This window comes from Bacteroidota bacterium, from assembly GCA_016713925.1.
Taxonomy (GTDB): Bacteria; Bacteroidota; Bacteroidia; order AKYH767-A; family OLB10; genus JAJTFW01.
The window spans coordinates 753,221-770,654 of record JADJOH010000007.1 but is presented as its reverse complement, the minus strand read 5'-3'; the positions used below and the strand labels follow the sequence as shown (position 1 = coordinate 770,654).

Here is a 17,434-nt window from a genome sequence, read left to right as displayed (position 1 = left end):
TCTTTTCATATTGGCTTTGAAAACTACTAAAATGGCGACTTAATTCAGCGGAAATTTTCTTTCGGCTTATTCAGTCAATTTATCTTCATTGGATCTTGAATAAATAAAATAGTGCTTTCACCCATTTATTAAAACAGTTAAAATATTCTAAAAAATGAAAAAAACTCTCCTCCTTTCAATTTTCTGTGCCATCTTCACTCAGGCACAGAGCCAATGGTCATTAACAGGCAATGCAGGCACTTCACCGGGAACCAATTTTCTGGGAACGACTGACAAAAAATCGCTCCACATCAAAACTAAAAACGTAACCAGACTTTTCATTTCCTCTGCAGGGAATGTAGGTATCGGCACCACATCACCTGCTGCGCGATTGAATGTTGAAAGTATTAGTTTAGGCGGACTTTCAACCGCCGGCTCTTTCCAGATCGGTCCCTCTAACAATTACAACCTGGCTATGGATAACAATGAGGTGCAGGCACGAAATAATGGTGTTGCCAGTAAATTGTATCTCCAATACTGGGGTGGAGATCTTGATGTTTGTACTTCAGGTGGTTCGGCTAACTTTTATGGCCCTGTAACTTTACCCTACTCTAATTTAACAGTTGCCAACAGAATTGGCATTGGCACCACAACTCCGGCCTATGATTTAGATGTTACCTCTACGGATTATTCTGCCGGATACATACTAAGTCCTTATAATGGAGGAACTGTACTTAATATAATAGCCGCAGGGACAACAGCAGGCACATGGGGACTCTATTCGTATGCCACCACATTAGGATATGCGGCCTATTTTTCGGGTAATGTGTATTGTACCGGTAGTTACCTGCCTTCGGATGAGCAATTAAAAGAAAACATTCAGCCCTTACAGAACGCTTTAGAAAAGGTAATGCAGCTGGATGTAAAAACCTATAATTTTAAATCAGGACTTGATAAAATGAATTTGCCGGCAGAAAAACAGTATGGTTTTTTAGCACAAAACATTGAAAGTCTATTTCCTGAATTAGTAAAACTCAATCCTGCAAAAAAAGAACAACCAATAGAATTTAAAGCCGTAAATTATCTTGGCTTCATCCCTGTACTTACTGAAGCTATGCAGGAACAACAAAAACAAATTGAAGCAAAAGACCGGGCCATTGTTGATTTGCAAAAGCAGGTAAATGAATTGAAAGAGTGTGTACAATCTATATGTGACATTTCATCTGCCAAAAGCAGTTCTTCCACTTTAGCTGAAGCAGGTACAAAATTATTTCAAAACCAACCCAATCCCTTCAATCAAACTACTATTATCCGGTACACTTTATCAGAAAAGCACAACAAAGGTTTGATTAGTATTAGGGATCTCAATGGCAATCTTATCAGATCAATTGTCATACCTAACAACGGAAGCGGGCAGGTTACCTTAAATGCCCATGAATTAAGTTCAGGAACCTATACTTATACTCTTGAAATTGAAAATGAAACTGTAGACACCAAATTGATGGTGATTACAAAGTAAGAACAGACTCCAGCCATTTTTTCCATGTACTTGCTAAAGTAGCTTTAAAATAAACCTGCTAGACGTATTTGAATTTATTGTAATCAGGATTGCACTTTTTTAAATTGTCAACCCGAACACGCTTAGAGTGTGTTCGGGTGATGATCACCGGGAGAAGGAAGCTGCCTAAAGAATTGGGTAGATAGGCTATGCCGATTTAGTATGTGAAAATTCTATAAGTCCTGATCCAATTGTACTATTCGCCATTTAATTTACTACATCCATTTTTACTCATAAACTTTGCAGTTAATTAAATATCAATACCTTACTTGCCATTTTTTAATTAATTTTCAGGATATCATATTCTAAATATGAATGAAACCAAGAAATACTACATGCGAAAGCCATTTGGTTTGTTGCTACCCCTCTTCTATCTTTATAATCCCGTAGAGCGGTTTCAACAACAATTATAAATTCATTAACCATAAGTCTATGGAACTAATCCTTATGTAATAATGAAAAAAATAAAATTATCAATCAACTAATTTTCATCCTCGCAATACATTAAAATAAAAATACATTATGAAAGCATCCGGAAAAACAGTAAAAGAAATTTTAACTAATCTCCCTGAAGACAGGGCTGAACCTTTTAATAAATTACATGATGTTATTGTTAAAAACTTACCAAAAGGTTTTGAAGCCGCCATTAGTTATGGTGGACTAGGGTACGTTATTCCTCATTCACTTTATCCGGCAGGTTACCATTGCAAGCCAAGCGAGCCTCTCCCATTTGCCGGAATTGCTTCTCAAAAGAATTCAATTAATTTTTATCATATGGGCATTTACTCCGATCCGAAATTACTAGATTGGTTCTTAAGTGAATTTCCAAAACACAGTGAACAAAAACTTGACATGGGAAAAAGTTGTATCCGATTTAAGAAATTCGATGCCATCCCCTATAAACTCATTGGTGAACTGATGAAAAAAATGAGTGCTAAAGAGTGGATTGAAAAATACGAATCCATGCTAAAACCGAAACCTGCACCCGTTAAATCCAAAAAATAAATAGATTGTCTAAAACATATTATTCAGCGCTACTGGTGATTGAAAGTTTGAAATACTCAGTTTTGAAACAAGATTAACCAATAAAGCATGAACATACTCCACTTTAAACTCAACAAATAATGAAAGGAAAATATCTCATATAATAGTCCTTCTGCTTTTAAGCAGATTCTCATTGGAAGCACAGTCCCCAAAAGAAACATTAACAATTGAACCTAAAATATATATTGTACTCGATATTACGGTAACCGATTCGGCTATGTATGAACAATACAGATCAGGTGTTGAACCTATAATTCATAAATATGGGGAAGGTATTTAGTCCGTTCTGGTGGCATGTCATTTGACATCGATCCTGATACGAAAGTGATCCCAATAGAAGGAAACTGGAATCCGAACAGATTTATTTTTACAGAGTGGGATTCGATGGAGGAGTTTCAAAAATTCACAAACTCAACTGAATATAAAAATATTGTAGTGTTAAGAGCAAAATCTACAACGACAAAATCGATTATTGTGAAAGAATACATGAAAAACTGAAAGAGCTCATTACAGTAAATTAGAAACAAACTTCTAATGGATATTTGTAGTAAACAATTATAAAAGTCAGAAATATTTCATTCAACGATAACAGAAAGAAGGGATGCAATTATTTTCACTGCTTTAAACCGGTTAGAATGAACATTAATCCTATCCTGCTAATTTCGAACAATGACACCAAGAATAGAAACATCTTCTGAAAAGAAGTTAATCGGAATTCGATTATCAATGAGTTTAAGCAATTTAAAAGTTGCTGAACTTTGGAAAACTTTTATGCCAAAACGAAAGGAGATTATAAATAATATCAATAGCGACTTAATTTCGGTGGCCGTATATACCACTAATCATTTTACAAATTTTAAACCTACAAATGAATTTGAAAGGTGGGCAACAATAGAAGTTGCCAACTTTAATAGCATACCTCCCGGAATGGAAAAATTTATTTTACCCGGAGGACTTTATGCAGTTTTTGACTACAAAGGATCAAGTGAAGTTTCCTATATTTATCAATATATATACGGAATATGGATACCTAATTCAGAGTACGTCTTAGACGCCAGGCCACATTTTGAAGTGTTAGGCGAAAAATACAAAAACAACGACCCCACATCAGAAGAAGAAATTTGGATACCTGTAAAATTAAAATGAGATGCATTTCCATTTAATGTCAGAAATGAGTAGCACAACCGGACTTAAAATCAATAAATAATAATCTTCTGACTTCTATTAGTAAATTCCAGAAAGTCAACCTGCGGAAAAAGCCTTCACCCACTTCATGATCACCAGAAATTTAATAAACATATTTTGAATGGAGATCATCAATTCCTTAAAAAGAAAAAGACCCATGAAAATAAAAACGACAGTAATAAATATTCTAATGATCGTCCTGCTTTCCTTTATAAAGTCAGATGCACAGACGATTAAAAAAATCATTATAGACGAAAAAGATATCTTCAGTGGCTACTATTTAGTTGTAGAACCGCAAAACATGGACTCTATTTCCGGCGCACTGGTACTCTTAGCCGGCTTCGGACAGATTCCAGAGGATTCGCCTCCTGAAACCAAAATACACACTACTGCATACTCGAATAATATTTTAACCCTATTTATTGCAGGCGGCAATAAATTATACGCCGATTCCATAACCACAACCAAAATAACCAAAATCATTGAAGATGTTTTAGCCAGATACAAAGTAAATAAAAATACATTTGTTTTTGGAGGATTTTCTGCAGGTGGAATGATTGCCATGCGCTATGTAGAACTTTGCTATGAATTTCCTGATCGCTTCCCCATTCAACCGAAAGGTATATTTACTGTTGATTCTCCCATTGACATATTTACAATTTATGAGCAATTAGAAGACAGTAAAGAAAACAAATACTCTGAACTTGCTGTTGAAGAGGCCGTCAGAGCAATTAAACACATAAATGATGATTATGGTATACCACGAGAAAATATTTCCACCTATGGCAAATTAACGGCTTTCAGCATGAACAAGGAATATGGTCAAAACGAAAAGTATTTAAAGAACATCGCTGTGAGAACTTATCACGATGTGGACATTGCCTGGAGAATAAAAAATCGTAATCAAACAGTGCACCGTTCAAATTATGAAGTAACTGCAGAACTAATTAATCGATTAGTTTTAATGGGAAATACCAAAGCTGAATTTATACAAACATTTCAGACAGGCTATCGATCAAATGGACAACGGCATCCACATTCATGGTCCATTGTTGACCCGGTTGATTTAATTCAATGGGCGAAAGGTCTTTTTGAATAATAACCTATCAGAAACAACGCGTTGAACATTGTTTCCCAATTCTAAAATCTGCAGAAATCCAGACAAAATATGATTACGCCCACTTGAAAAACAGACATTTGCTTTTAGCCACAAGGTAAAATTTGGAGAATTGAAAATTAATTTTAAATTTTGTATACTTGAATACTCTTTCATCTAATACGGATTATCTTCCTGCATTACCTGCAACCCAGACAAATCAACCAAAGGTAAATGAACCTAGAAATACAAAATTATATCGCTCAACAATCAAATGACGATATAGCTATTTGCAGCATTCTGGCGAAAGTTATCGATGATGTGCTGATAAAAGCAGAAAGCAAAATCTGGCATGCTCATCCCGTTTGGTTTTTAGATGGAAATCCTATTGTCGGATTCAGTAAACAAAAGGCGGGACTACGATTAATGTTTTGGAGTGGGGTAGATTTTGATGAAGAAGAATTAAATATAATTGGGAAAAAATTTAAGGATGCCTCTATAATTTATACTTCAGTTGAGCAAATAGACGCGAAAATACTCAAACGCTGGTTGAAAAAGTCAAAGGAAATTCAATGGGATTATAAAAACATTGTGAAAAGAAAAGGACAACTCTTGAAGTTGAAATAATTCTAATGCAAAAATCCGACATATGAACACCGATTCCAAACATCATGAGCGAATTGCAAAAATGACCTTTGCCTCTGTCTATCCTCTTTATCTGGCCAAAGTGGAAAAGAAGGGGCGTTCAATTAAAGAATTGCATGAAGTAATTGAATGGCTTACCGGCTTCAATGACCAGAAAATTCAGGAGTTAATACAAGAAAAAGTGACTTTAGAATCCTTCTTTCAACGCGCTAAAATTAACCCTGATGCACATTTAATTACCGGGATGATTTGCGGCTATCGCATAGAGGAAATAGACAATGCATTGACAAAGAAAGTTCGCTATCTGGATAAGTTAGTGGATGAATTAGCCAAGGGCAGGAAAATGGAGAAAATACTGCGCTGCTAAAGGAGCTTCATATCATTATCAGCCATCAACCATCCATTGAAAATCCAGCTCAAATTCTAAATTCACAACTATTTTTCAAACTCATCCTAAACATAATTCCATATAACGAGTATGACAAATTCCCAACAAACTGCTAAGCGATTTAAAGAAGTTTTCCTGAATGGAACCTGGATAGCCAATACCAATTACAAGAGCCAGTTGTCCGACCTTAGCCTGAAAAAAGCAGTGTCCACAATAGGCCCATTAAACTCTATTGCAGTACTTGCACAACATATACATTATTACATTGCCGGAGTTAAGAACGTTTTAAAAGGAGGACAGTTAGAAATTAATGATAGGTTCAGTTTTGAATTCCCTTCGATATGCACACAAACAGAATGGGAGCTGTTTTTAAATAAATTCTGGAGAGATGCTGAAGAATTCGCTTCACTTATCGAAGTAATGTCAGAAAAACAAATGCAACAGGTATTTATAGATGTTAAATATGGAAACTATCAGCGAAACATTGATGGACTTATTGAGCATAGTTATTATCATCTGGGCCAAATTGTTCTTTTAAAAAAAATGCTTTCCTCTATGACCAATCAACAAATTATAAGCTATTAAACAATCTTTGACGTAACATCAACTCAGTGATCCGGTTTTAAACTCTCCTCATTTTTTTATTCCATTAACCGAGAATTTTAAATACCATATCCTCCAAAAACAATTTTATAAAATCAGGTTTCTTAACGGTATTCACATCGGTAAGTCGAGGTAAATTTTTACTGAAAAATTGTTGCTGGTGTGAGGCTTCGATTATGGTCGTGCTTAGGGAATGAGGAAACTCGTAGTTAGGATTATAATCAGAAATTATTGAGGCTATCGTTGCACATAAATCCTTGTAAGGCTTAAACACTTCATTACTATTTAATTCCGAAACATCTTTTATCATGTACCCTTTACCACTTTCTGCAATAACAATTTGATTTAAATAATGGGTATTGTATTCAATGTTACCGAACTCTACGGATAAGTCTTGTGTAAGTAATTGAATAACAACCTTTAACTTCTCTTTACTATCATTAATGTTCATTATTTTGAAATTGACAAGAAACTCCATGTAGTTCCAATACCAACTGAGAATGTATAATAACAGCCGGTGTTTATTTTCAAAATAACGATAGATAGATGCTTCTGTGCAATTCGATTCGACCGCCAATTTCTTAAAGGTAAACTGTTCAAAACCAATGTCAAATATCAAGTTGATTGCTTTTTGAACAATGAGTTTCCCCAATTCGCTCCCTTCAGGGTTACGCAAATACAATTTGTCGCTGATATCAAATCTAACATGGAAATCCATCTATATGAACTCTGTTTTTGGCAAAAATAGTAAAAAACCCTTAAAATATAGTAAAACAATAAAATAATGATATTAATCTAATTTTCATGATAGTAATACTAACTATTGTAAAAGTATATGTAACTTTGCAGCTTTAAATGGTTCCGTTCAGAAATATGAAAGAAGAGGTAACAAGTACCAGAGGATTAATTAAGCATTTAAAATTAGAACGCAGCGACATTACTGCGATCTATTTTTATGCAATTCTAAGTGGTTTAATTCAATTAAGCCTTCCCCTGGGCATACAGGCTATTCTTGGGTTTGTTTTAGGTGCTACCATGGTAACATCTGTATATGTACTAATTTTTATAATCATTTTGGCGGTATTGATTGTGGGTTATCTTCAAATCCGACAAATGAAAATCATTGAAAAGATTCAGCAGAAAATTTTTGTGAATTTCGCATTTGAATTTGCTGAGAAAATTCCAAATATGGATCTAAAAAAAGCAGATCAGTATTATTTACCGGAAAAAATAAACCATTTTTTTGAAACAATTAATATTCAAAAAGGTGTATCCAAGCTATTGATAGAAATACCGGCCGCTACCATCCAAATTATATTTGGGTTAGTACTTCTTTCCCTCTATCATTCTTTATTTTTAATATCATCACTGCTGCTCATTGCCATTTTATGGACAATATTCAAAATAACCGGCAGAAAAGGAATAGAAACGAGCATTAATGAGAGCAATAATAAATACGATGTAATAGCCTGGCTCGAAGAGTTAGGACGAGTAATTAAATCATTTAAATATAGTCAGGGAAGTCATCTGAATTTAATAAAAACTGACAGAAAACTATTAGAATATATCACATCGCGAAAATCCCACTTTTCGGTCTTACTATTCCAATTCAAATCACTTGTATTCCTGAAAGTAGCGATAACCGCAATCATGCTTATCCTGGGCACTAGCCTCTTATTTAATCAAAAGATAAACATAGGTCAGTTTGTCGCCGCAGAAATCGTTATTTTAACCATTATAGGAGCGATGGAAAAATTAATTACCAGCCTCGAATATGTTTATGATGTAATAACCGGGATGTTAAAAATAAATCGGGTATTAGAATTTCCAAATGAAAAGGAAGGCAAACTTATTCTTACATCAAAAGAATTAAATATTACAATGAGTAATATGACATTCTCCTACTCAGAAAAAAAAGAAATATTCCAGGATGTTTCCTTAAAAATACCGGCAAAAGCAGTGACGTGCATATCCGGTGAAGAAAATAGTGGCAAATCCACTTTTCTTAAATTACTTACCGGAAGTTACATGGATTTCAAAGGATCGATTCAATTCAACGATCTTCCACTTAAAAACTATTCATTCGAAAGCCTAAGGTCTCAAATGGGTATATTTTTATATGACCAGGATATATTTGAAGGCACACTTTACGAAAATATAACTTTGGGACGAAACGAAACTTCGATTGAACACATCATGGAAATAGCAAAGAAATCCGGGCTGGAGAATTTCATTTCCTTTTTTCCGGATTCATTTGAATCTATGATTGACCCTATGGGCAGGAAACTCCCTTCTACGACTATAAGAAAAATATTACTTTTAAGGGCGTTAATAAACAACCCGGTTTTACTTGTATTAGAAGAACCCTGGCTGCAGTTTGATGAAGAAACGAAACAAAATCTTCAGCACTATTTACTCAGCCTTGGCAAGGAAAAAACAGTTGTGATCTCAACCAATGACAAAGAGTTTATTAAAAAGTGTGATATCCATTATACTATCTCCAATGGGAGTATTAATAAAATAGAAAAATGAATAAGTACAAAATACCTTTGAAGTCATTCGATGAAATTTTTGAAATTCATCACCAAAGTAGAATAAAATACTACTTCTGGTTTAGTATGACCGCACTTGCGCTTATTTTGTTTCTACCATGGACACAAAACATAAAATCCAATGGAAGCATAACGACTTTAAAGCAGGAAAACCGACCTCAAAAGATCAACTCTCCCATACCGGGTAAAATTGACAAATGGTTCATTAAAGAAGGGGATATAATTAAAAAAGGGGATACCATATTAATTTTAACTGAAATCAAAGAAGAATATCTTGATCCCAATTTATTGAGCCGGACACAAACTCAGGTTGAGGCCAAAAAAGTCAGTATTGGATTTTATGAAGGTAAGGTAAAGGCCACCGAAATGCAAATTGGAAATTTAATCCAGGCAAAAAAACTAAAAATAGAACAGTTAAAAAACAAATTAATTCAACTAAATAATAAACTCGAGGGTGAAAAAGCGGAATTAATAGCTAACGAAAACGAAAAACAACTTCTCGAAAACCAATACGAACGACAGTTAAAAATGTTTGATGAAGGACTGGTTTCCCAAACGCAATTGCAACAAAGAAACATTCAATTTCAAAATGCCATTGCTAAAAAATTAACTACTGAAAATAAAATAGCTCAAACAAAGCAAGAACTTATAAATATTCGATTAGAACAAAATAGCGCAGAACAAGAATATACAGAAAAAATAAACAAAGCCGAAGGTGAAAAATTTCAGAATTTAAGTCAAATTGCCTCAACTCAAGGCGAAGTTGCCAAGTTGGAAAATCAATTGAGTAATTATACGATTCGAAATGGTATGTATATCGTTACCGCTCCTCAGGATGGTCAGATTGTTCAAGCCAATAAGTCCGGAATCGGGGAAATACTTAAAGATGGTGAAACCATTGCGATGATTGTACCAAAAAGAGTAGACTATGCAGTAGAAATGTATATACAACCTATGGATCTCCCGCTCGTCAATATCGGGCAATCGGTGCGATTTACTTTTGATGGATTCCCTGCCATTATATTCAGTGGTTGGCCGAGAAATAGTTATGGTACCTTTTCCGGTAAAGTGATCTTCGTAGAAAATAATATTGGAGAAAATGGGCTGTACAGGGTTTTGGTCGCAGAAGACAATTCAGAAAAAAAATGGCCCGATCAGTTAAGAATCGGCAACGGTACTCATGGGATTTTACTTTTGAAAGATGTCCCTGTTTGGTATGAGTTGTGGCGAAACATTAATGGATTTCCTCCTGATTTTTATGTACCAGACGTCAAAACAAAAAGTGAATTAAAATGAGGAAATTTTTAATTTATTTTATCATTTCTATTTGTTCGCAAGCACTCTACGCACAAGATGATAGTGCCACACTTAACGTCGAGCAAGTTTTACAAATTGTAAGGCAATATCATCCCACAGTAAAACAGGCCAACCTTCAAATCAAAAAATCCGATGCTGAAATTACCATTGCAAGAGGAGCTTTTAATCCTATCATCGGAGCTATTGTTTCGAATAAAAAATTAGAAAATGTAACCTATTACGACTATACAAATCCAAGCCTTACCCTACCGACATGGTTTGGCATTGAAGTTTTCGCCGGTATCGAAAACCTTACCGGGAACAGGATTGACCCATCTGAAACGACAGGTGAATCGAGTTATATAGGATTAAGTGTTCCCTTACTGAAGAATCTGATAATAGATAAACGCAGAGCATATCTTAAACAAGCTAAACTATACAAAGATATGGCTGTGGTAGAACAGCAAGCCATTGTAAACAATATTTTGATGGAAGCTGCTTCCAAATATTGGGAATGGGTGAACGCCTATCAATCATATAAAATAGTTGAGAATAATTATGAAATAAGTAAGCAGCGATTTGAAATGGTAAAAAAAACATTTCAAAATGGAGAACGTCCGGCCATTGATACGATAGAAGCAATGACACAGTATCAAACTTTTGAATTTCAAAAAAACGAAAGTTGGTTACGATTCCTCCAACAGGGATTAGAGTTAAGTGTATACCTATGGCAAGCCAATGATATACCCTATCAGTTACCGGAAAGAATTATTCCTCAACAAGGCTGGGATAACGAAAGTAACATTCAAAATTTTAATCCGGATTTAGATCAACTATTGGCTACAGCACGCGAATTTCATCCGGAATTGCAATTGTATGATCAAAAACTGGCAATCCTGGACACAGATAAAAAATTGAAATTTCAGGAACTTCTCCCTCGACTTGATTTTAAATATAACCGACTGAGCAAAGATTACTATGCCTACAATTCTGAAGGTTTATGGTTTCAAAACAACTATCAATATGGTTTTAAACTTGAAATACCTGCCCTTTTCTCACTAGGAAGAGGAGAATATAAAAAGGCAAAATTGAATATTGAAGCTACACAAATTGCTCAAAGTCAGAAATCTTTAACTATTGATTTAAAAGTTAAAAATTATTTCAACGAATTTACAACTCTAAAAGAACAGGTCAAACTTCAACGTAGCATGCTTTCCAACTATGAAAAGCTACTTAAAGCTGAAGAGACCTTATTTCAAAATGGAGAAAGTTCATTATTCTTAATCAACGCGCGGGAAACTAAGGTACTTGAATCCCAACGCAAAATGATCGAGCTCAAAACATACTACTACAAGACCATCTATTTACTTCAATGGAGTGCGGGTATGCTAAAGTAAATATATGAACATGCGAAAGACAATAGCATTAACAAGTCTCCTTTTCGTTTTTGTCGGCCCATGTAGGGCTCAACGGAATGATTTAGGGAGTTGGAATATCCTGAATTTAAAATACACTGTGAATGAAACATGGAGCGTTTTTGGAGAAGCCCAAATACGTTCCTTAAAATTTTACAACAACTTTCACTACTATGAATACAAAGGCGGAGTAAATTATAAAATAAACAAGAGCCTCGCCCTGACCATTGGCGCCGGTAGTTACCAGACCTATAAAGAAGGCGGGAATTTTGCATTGCCTAAAAACAACGACGAATTCAGAATCTGGCCGCAGGCAGTCCTGTTTCAATCCATAGGAAAATTAAAAATTGAGCAGCGTTATAGATATGAATCGCGATTCACAAGTAACGGGTACCGTAATCGATTCAGATACAGGTTTGGTATATCTTTGCCTTTTGGTGAAGAAATAAATAATTACAGACCTTTTCAAATGAATGCCAGCAATGAAATCTTCTTCACCAACAATGAACCCTACTTTGAAAGAAACAGGCTTTTATTCAGCTTTAACTATAAACCTTCTGCAAACACAACTCTTCAAATCGGATATCTTCAGCAATTTGATTACAAAATAAACGATGAAACAGGAAGGGACTTTTTCCTTATAGGGTATTACATTGATTTGTATAATTCACACCAACACACATCAACAAATATGGATTTAAAAGATAATTAATCATGTTAGACCAGTGAAAATCGATACCGGCTTAACCAATTCCGGTTTTAATGTGGGAACGTATTGCCAAAGTGTTCAATACAATTTATACCATTCTTCCATCTTCTAAAGCTTATGTCAAATCAAATTAATCTACTATTTCATTTTTAGAAGAATTTAATATAATTTAGCTGTTAAAATCAAATCGATTATGCTATCCAATTCAGTTCTCACTATTCAGGGATGGATAAAAGCCACTTTTCCTGGCTGGCTACTCGGCGTTGTTTTCATACTTATCCTTTCTTCTCTCTTAGATTCAGTGGGTATTGAGCATATGCAATTCTATCTAGGCGTTGGTATGGGGACTGGAGTAGGTTTTACGCAATGGATCTTTTTAAAAAAGGTAATTAATATGTATGCGAGGTGGATGCTATATTCTATTGTGGGAATGGGATTCCCCTTTCTCATTGTCGACCTTTTTCCTGAAGAGATGATCACTCATAAAATTGCTACCGGTATTACTATGGGTGCACTTACAACAGGGGCACTGCAACACTTGTTGTTGAAGAATCACACTAAAAATGCTCTACTATGGATTCCATTCAGTTTTATTGGATGGACGATGGGAGTACTCACTGTCTTCACCATTGATTATACAATGGCTTTAAAACCGATTTTATCTAACAATCTCTTATTAGCTTTGATAAACCTTTTGTTGATTCTTGGAGGAGGAATAGTTCTGGGTTTAATTTCCGGATTCTTCTGGAAATATATTGATACTTCTTCGAAATAATACTTTTCAAAATAGCCACTAAGACACTCAGGGCACTAAGAAGGCACTAAGAGCGGATGAAGTACCCACTTTAAATTAGTTAAATATAAATGAATCAGTGGATTGCTGTTACGCTCACCTTTTCAATTCCGATGAGATGTAATTCGATATGTCTGTCATGGGCCTTGCTACTAAAGGCACTTATGATCTCCAAAATATCATAATCAATAAAATTCGAATCGCTGCCATCAATGGTTAATACGCTATACTCCGGGATCTGATCCAGCGCTTTTCTAAGTTTAACCTTATTCAGAAAAGTAACATTACTATTCAAACGAATGTTGTATACCGGCGTTTCATGTTGCATCGTTTTGGAAATCTTGTATTCTGCCTTAAAATTATTCTGAATAATAAAGTAAACAGATATTAATAAGCCTATACTCACGCCAATTAACAAATCGGTAGCTAGAATTACAATTATGGTTATCAAAAATGGGATAAATTGCTTTGGACCCAAACTCCAGACATTGAGAAATAATTTCGGTTTAGCGAGATTATATCCCGTGACTATCAGAATGACCGCTAATGAAGCATAGGGTATTTTATTTAGCAGGAAGGGAAAAGCAAGCACTGCCAATAATAAAAACAGACCATGTGTAAAGGCTGATAATTTTGTCCTGCCACCTGCATCTGCATTGGCCGCGCCGCGAACGACTACGGCGGTAATGGGGAGGGCACCCAGCAAACCACAAGTCATATTTCCAATCCCCTGCGCAATCAGCTCTCGGTTAACCGGTGTGATGCGATTCCGCTGATCCAATTTATCTACAGCTTCCACGCACAACAATGTTTCAAGCGTTGCAAGTAAACCAATAACTAATCCGTACTTCCATACATCAGGGGTAGAAAATAATTTAGTAAAATCGGGGAAAATAATATCCGGAAAGATGTTAGGAGGAATATTTACCAACTGCGTTTCTTTGAGCGAAAAGACATTCCCGGAACCGGATATCAAATAGTTCACCAATGCACCGGCAACAACAATATACAAAGGAACAGGTAAAACAGAAAGCAACTTTGCAAAGGGCCTTTTCAAAATATAAACGATAAACAGTGAAATCAAAGTAATCAGTACTGCACCTCGGGTGATATGCTGATTGAATTTTTCCAGATTACCAAGAAAATGATCTGCACTGAGCAGTTGAGGAAAGCCACTGGTCCAGAAGTCCGGCTGATCATAGCCTAAAGCCAATGGGATCTGTTTTGAGATTAATATAATTCCAATAGCCGCTAACATGCCCTTGATCACTGAAGAAGGAAAATAATCTGCAATGGCACCCCATCTGAATAATCCGATCAACAATTGAAATAACCCTGCAATCATAACCGACAACAAGAAGATACTATAATCGCCCAATGAAATAATCGCAGCAGCAACAAGGGTAGTTAATCCTGCAGCCGGTCCCGATACACCCAATGCAGAGCCACTAATGAGGGAAACAAGAAGACCACCAATTATTCCCGACAATAAACCGGCATAGAGCGGAGCACCTGAAGCAAGTGCAATTCCGAGACAAAGGGGTAAGGCAACCAGGAAAACAGAAAGTCCTGCAGGCAAATCATGCTTTAACCATATTAAACGATAATACTTAATCCTTCGCTTCATGAAATTCTTCTCATCAAAGATAGAAATAAATGCTTGTTATAAAGGGCTATTCATACAGATGACATTGATCATAACAGGAACCACAAATCAAAACATTCACTTCAGGAAAAGGACAACTAAATGAAAATTTACTCACAAAAAGGCTATCGCGAGACCACAAATTTCTTCGTGATCCTCTCTTCTTCGAACTGCACAACTAAAAAATACATGCCGTTATCGAGAAGTGAAACATTTATCAAAAGTCCGTCGCTATTCATTGACATATCGCACCTCACAACTTCGCCCATTGTATTTTGCATCTGTACATTGGAAAAATGATCCATATTCATTCCCGCAAATAAAAAATCGCTTGCAGGATTGGGATACAACATTACAGGTTCATTTTCCGTCAAAACATCTATTCCCGCAAAATTATTATTTGCATTAAAGGTGGGTGACAAAAAAGTAAAACCACCCGTACCATTTGGAGAACGAGCGAATGCTATATTGGTAACTTGCTGACCGAATACTATACTATCGATCATTTCCCCATTGGGATAGGAAAGGTACACCGCCTCTCCCCCACCGGAAAGTTTAAATGAACAATGCAATTCATTAAAGGCTGCCCCTTCGTCCGCCCACACGATTTGATAGCCATCCGGCGTGATACGCCATCCATCAGGAAATTTCCATTTGAGTAAATTCAGGGAATCATCTGAAAGATACAGATCGTTCAATGAAATTGTATCAACTGAGGCATTGTAAAGCTCGATCCAATCTGCATAATCTCCTGCATAATTTTGAACAATGGAGCTATTCAAAGCCATCAGTTCATTGATCACCAAATCGCCGGGAAGGACACTTGTATAATCAGCGAATAACCTGTAATACTCATGCTCGGCCCGCTGCGGTGAAAAAATTCCTGCATTGCTATTCTCTGCATAAAGATAGTATTGCATCTCTGCTGAACTTACTGCGAGGGCTGCTCCATATATCCCATCCCCGGCTGGTCCGTCACCGTGTAAGCCATCATCCAGCATAGCCACTCTACTAAACCTTTCCAAGGCAGAGGAGCGAAATCCTAAATACACATTACTTGCATTGGAGATGGAAGCAGTGATAAAGACACTTGATAGCAAAGGAGGGAAAGTATCAGAGGATTGCACATTGGTAATGGATGGAGGAATCTGGGTGAACTCCGGCGTAGCATTCAGATAGGCATTTCTCGCAGACATTAACACTGTAATTCCCGGTACAGTTTTAGGTCCAAGCACAACATTCTGATTCAGGTTATCAATAAACTGAGTATAAGTCCCGAATTTATTCGGATCAGAAAACACAGCAGTATCTGCTATAGATTGAATTTGCTGCGCGAAAGTGATATAGTTGCCATTCGAAATATTCTCACTCATGATGGTCTTCATATGTGCGATGTACATACGTTTATACATAGGAACAGAAAGCAGGTTCTTTACCAGGGGCCACATCGAATCAGTAGCATGTAGCAGCGGACTTAAATTTTGCAATTGTGGAATGGTCAAGGATGGTCCGTTATTCGCTCTGGCAAAAACACCAAGGCCCCCATTCAAATCCCAAATAATCGGGGTGAAGCGCTCGCTTTGATATTTGTACAGATAGTAATTGTGTTTTGCATTACCCAAATAACTGTCTAAAATAACCAGGGCATTTGTAAAGGCCAGATACCAAAGCGTACGATCCACATCCAGCACTTGCTCAATACCGTTAATATTATTGTTCAACGAATCACAAAGATGCATCAGGTCGGTCCAACCGTAATGAGGTTTCAATGTATACGGCTGATAATACAAGGTAGTATCATTTCCTTTATACCGTAGATCGCAACCACCATTATCTGCAAAGACAAACGTGTTGTTCTTTGTTGAAAAACGATCTTCCAAAAATGTCTTGGTCACGGATTCCACATTGGTGTATAAACCTATATATTGCCCGTTCACGTAGACCTGCGCGAAATTTGCACGGGAAGCCGGAGCATATTGACTGAACATGGTGTACAATAAAATCTCACGCAAAAATGAAGGTTCATTGTATCCGTTACTGAGTTTAATGTCTTTAAACCCGAGGTAATCCTGCTCTTTAAAATGATCCAACTCTATATGAAAAGGATTTTTTGCATTGGCGGGATTATACGAACTATTCCCTTTGAACTTCACACCCGCACTATCAAAAACAACCCCATTGATCTTTACCCATTGCGAAAGTGTATAACTATCACTTCCCTGCTTGGCAGTATCCAGAATATAATCCCAATTGGACTGAGCAAAAGAAATTTCAATTTTCTGAATGGTGTCCAGTGCATAAAAGTTCTGCGCGGAGACGGGTCTGATAAAGCTGATCCCCTGTAGGAAAACAGACAAAACGATCAGAAGCCGGAGAGGACGAAAATCGCATTTCATAGATGGCAGCTGAAGGAAACGATTCTTCCTGTTTTTCATTGGTGGTGCAATCACTATCGAGGGGGTATAATAGTATTCAGATGCTCTTTCTTCAATAAAGTTACATCATTCCGTTTAATTTTCTGAAATA

The 17,434-nt window shown here is 36.2% G+C and carries 17 protein-coding genes; 14 read left to right on the top strand and 3 right to left on the bottom strand.

The genetic code is table 11. The features are described from left to right. Nucleotides 1–154 precede the first annotated feature (154 nt). The 9 genes from IPJ86_11375 (at nucleotide 155) to IPJ86_11335 (ending at nucleotide 6,480) form a co-directional block, all read left to right on the top strand. Nucleotides 155–1,498: a tail fiber domain-containing protein gene (locus tag IPJ86_11375; protein ID MBK7887862.1), complete on the top strand. Its 1,344-nt coding sequence runs from the start codon at nucleotides 155–157 to the stop codon at nucleotides 1,496–1,498. A gap of 561 nt (nucleotides 1,499–2,059) precedes the next feature. Next, a complete protein-coding gene (locus tag IPJ86_11370; GenBank protein ID MBK7887861.1) occupies nucleotides 2,060–2,542 on the top strand; it encodes a DUF1801 domain-containing protein in 483 nt (160 codons plus the stop codon). A 172-nt stretch (nucleotides 2,543–2,714) separates the two neighbouring features. Then, the gene (locus IPJ86_11365; GenBank protein MBK7887860.1) at nucleotides 2,715–2,861 is read left to right on the top strand and encodes a DUF1330 domain-containing protein; all 147 of its coding nucleotides are present in this window, start codon (nucleotides 2,715–2,717) and stop codon (nucleotides 2,859–2,861) included. Nucleotides 2,862–2,875: 14 nt separating this feature from the next. Beyond that, nucleotides 2,876–3,079, top strand: coding sequence for a DUF1330 domain-containing protein (locus IPJ86_11360; GenBank protein ID MBK7887859.1), 204 nt, complete (start codon nucleotides 2,876–2,878; stop codon nucleotides 3,077–3,079). Between the two features lie 171 nt (nucleotides 3,080–3,250). Next, nucleotides 3,251–3,727: a GyrI-like domain-containing protein gene (locus IPJ86_11355; GenBank protein ID MBK7887858.1), complete on the top strand. Its 477-nt coding sequence runs from the start codon at nucleotides 3,251–3,253 to the stop codon at nucleotides 3,725–3,727. 196 nt (nucleotides 3,728–3,923) lie between these two features. Then, nucleotides 3,924–4,865 (top strand): hypothetical protein, encoded by a 942-nt coding sequence (locus IPJ86_11350; protein ID MBK7887857.1) that lies wholly within the window; start codon nucleotides 3,924–3,926, stop codon nucleotides 4,863–4,865. Nucleotides 4,866–5,096: 231 nt separating this feature from the next. Further along, complete coding sequence (locus IPJ86_11345) at nucleotides 5,097–5,489, top strand: DUF1801 domain-containing protein (GenBank protein ID MBK7887856.1); 393 nt, start codon at nucleotides 5,097–5,099, stop codon at nucleotides 5,487–5,489. Between the two features lie 22 nt (nucleotides 5,490–5,511). Further along, complete coding sequence (locus tag IPJ86_11340; GenBank protein ID MBK7887855.1) at nucleotides 5,512–5,874, top strand: DUF2200 domain-containing protein; 363 nt, start codon at nucleotides 5,512–5,514, stop codon at nucleotides 5,872–5,874. 111 nt (nucleotides 5,875–5,985) lie between these two features. Next, nucleotides 5,986–6,480 (top strand): DUF1572 family protein, encoded by a 495-nt coding sequence (locus IPJ86_11335; protein ID MBK7887854.1) that lies wholly within the window; start codon nucleotides 5,986–5,988, stop codon nucleotides 6,478–6,480. Nucleotides 6,481–6,544: 64 nt separating this feature from the next. Here the strand turns inward: IPJ86_11335 and IPJ86_11330 are convergent, their stop codons facing one another. Further along, nucleotides 6,545–7,216 (bottom strand): TetR/AcrR family transcriptional regulator, encoded by a 672-nt coding sequence (locus IPJ86_11330; protein MBK7887853.1) that lies wholly within the window; start codon nucleotides 7,214–7,216, stop codon nucleotides 6,545–6,547. Nucleotides 7,217–7,371: 155 nt separating this feature from the next. Here IPJ86_11330 and IPJ86_11325 point away from each other — a divergent pair, with 155 nt between their 5' ends. The 5 genes from IPJ86_11325 to IPJ86_11305 all read left to right on the top strand — a co-directional run bounded on the left by IPJ86_11325 (nucleotide 7,372) and on the right by IPJ86_11305 (nucleotide 13,245). Further along, the gene (locus tag IPJ86_11325; GenBank protein MBK7887852.1) at nucleotides 7,372–9,030 is read left to right on the top strand and encodes an ATP-binding cassette domain-containing protein; all 1,659 of its coding nucleotides are present in this window, start codon (nucleotides 7,372–7,374) and stop codon (nucleotides 9,028–9,030) included. 11 nt (nucleotides 9,031–9,041) lie between these two features. Then, nucleotides 9,042–10,346, top strand: a complete 1,305-nt coding sequence (locus tag IPJ86_11320; protein MBK7887851.1) for an HlyD family efflux transporter periplasmic adaptor subunit — start codon at nucleotides 9,042–9,044, stop codon at nucleotides 10,344–10,346. Then, entirely contained in the window at nucleotides 10,343–11,743 is a 1,401-nt protein-coding gene (locus IPJ86_11315) for a TolC family protein (protein ID MBK7887850.1), read from the top strand. Before IPJ86_11320 ends, IPJ86_11315 begins: the two co-directional genes overlap by 4 nt. A gap of 10 nt (nucleotides 11,744–11,753) precedes the next feature. Next, entirely contained in the window at nucleotides 11,754–12,473 is a 720-nt protein-coding gene (locus IPJ86_11310) for a DUF2490 domain-containing protein (GenBank protein ID MBK7887849.1), read from the top strand. Between the two features lie 190 nt (nucleotides 12,474–12,663). After that, entirely contained in the window at nucleotides 12,664–13,245 is a 582-nt protein-coding gene (locus tag IPJ86_11305; GenBank protein MBK7887848.1) for a hypothetical protein, read from the top strand. Between the two features lie 94 nt (nucleotides 13,246–13,339). Here IPJ86_11305 and IPJ86_11300 read toward each other — a convergent pair whose 3' ends face one another. Both IPJ86_11300 and IPJ86_11295 read right to left on the bottom strand, forming a co-directional pair. After that, nucleotides 13,340–14,890, bottom strand: coding sequence for a SulP family inorganic anion transporter (locus IPJ86_11300; protein ID MBK7887847.1), 1,551 nt, complete (start codon nucleotides 14,888–14,890; stop codon nucleotides 13,340–13,342). Between the two features lie 143 nt (nucleotides 14,891–15,033). Further along, the gene (locus tag IPJ86_11295) at nucleotides 15,034–17,343 is read right to left on the bottom strand and encodes a CotH kinase family protein (GenBank protein MBK7887846.1); all 2,310 of its coding nucleotides are present in this window, start codon (nucleotides 17,341–17,343) and stop codon (nucleotides 15,034–15,036) included. Nucleotides 17,344–17,434: the final 91 nt, after the last annotated feature.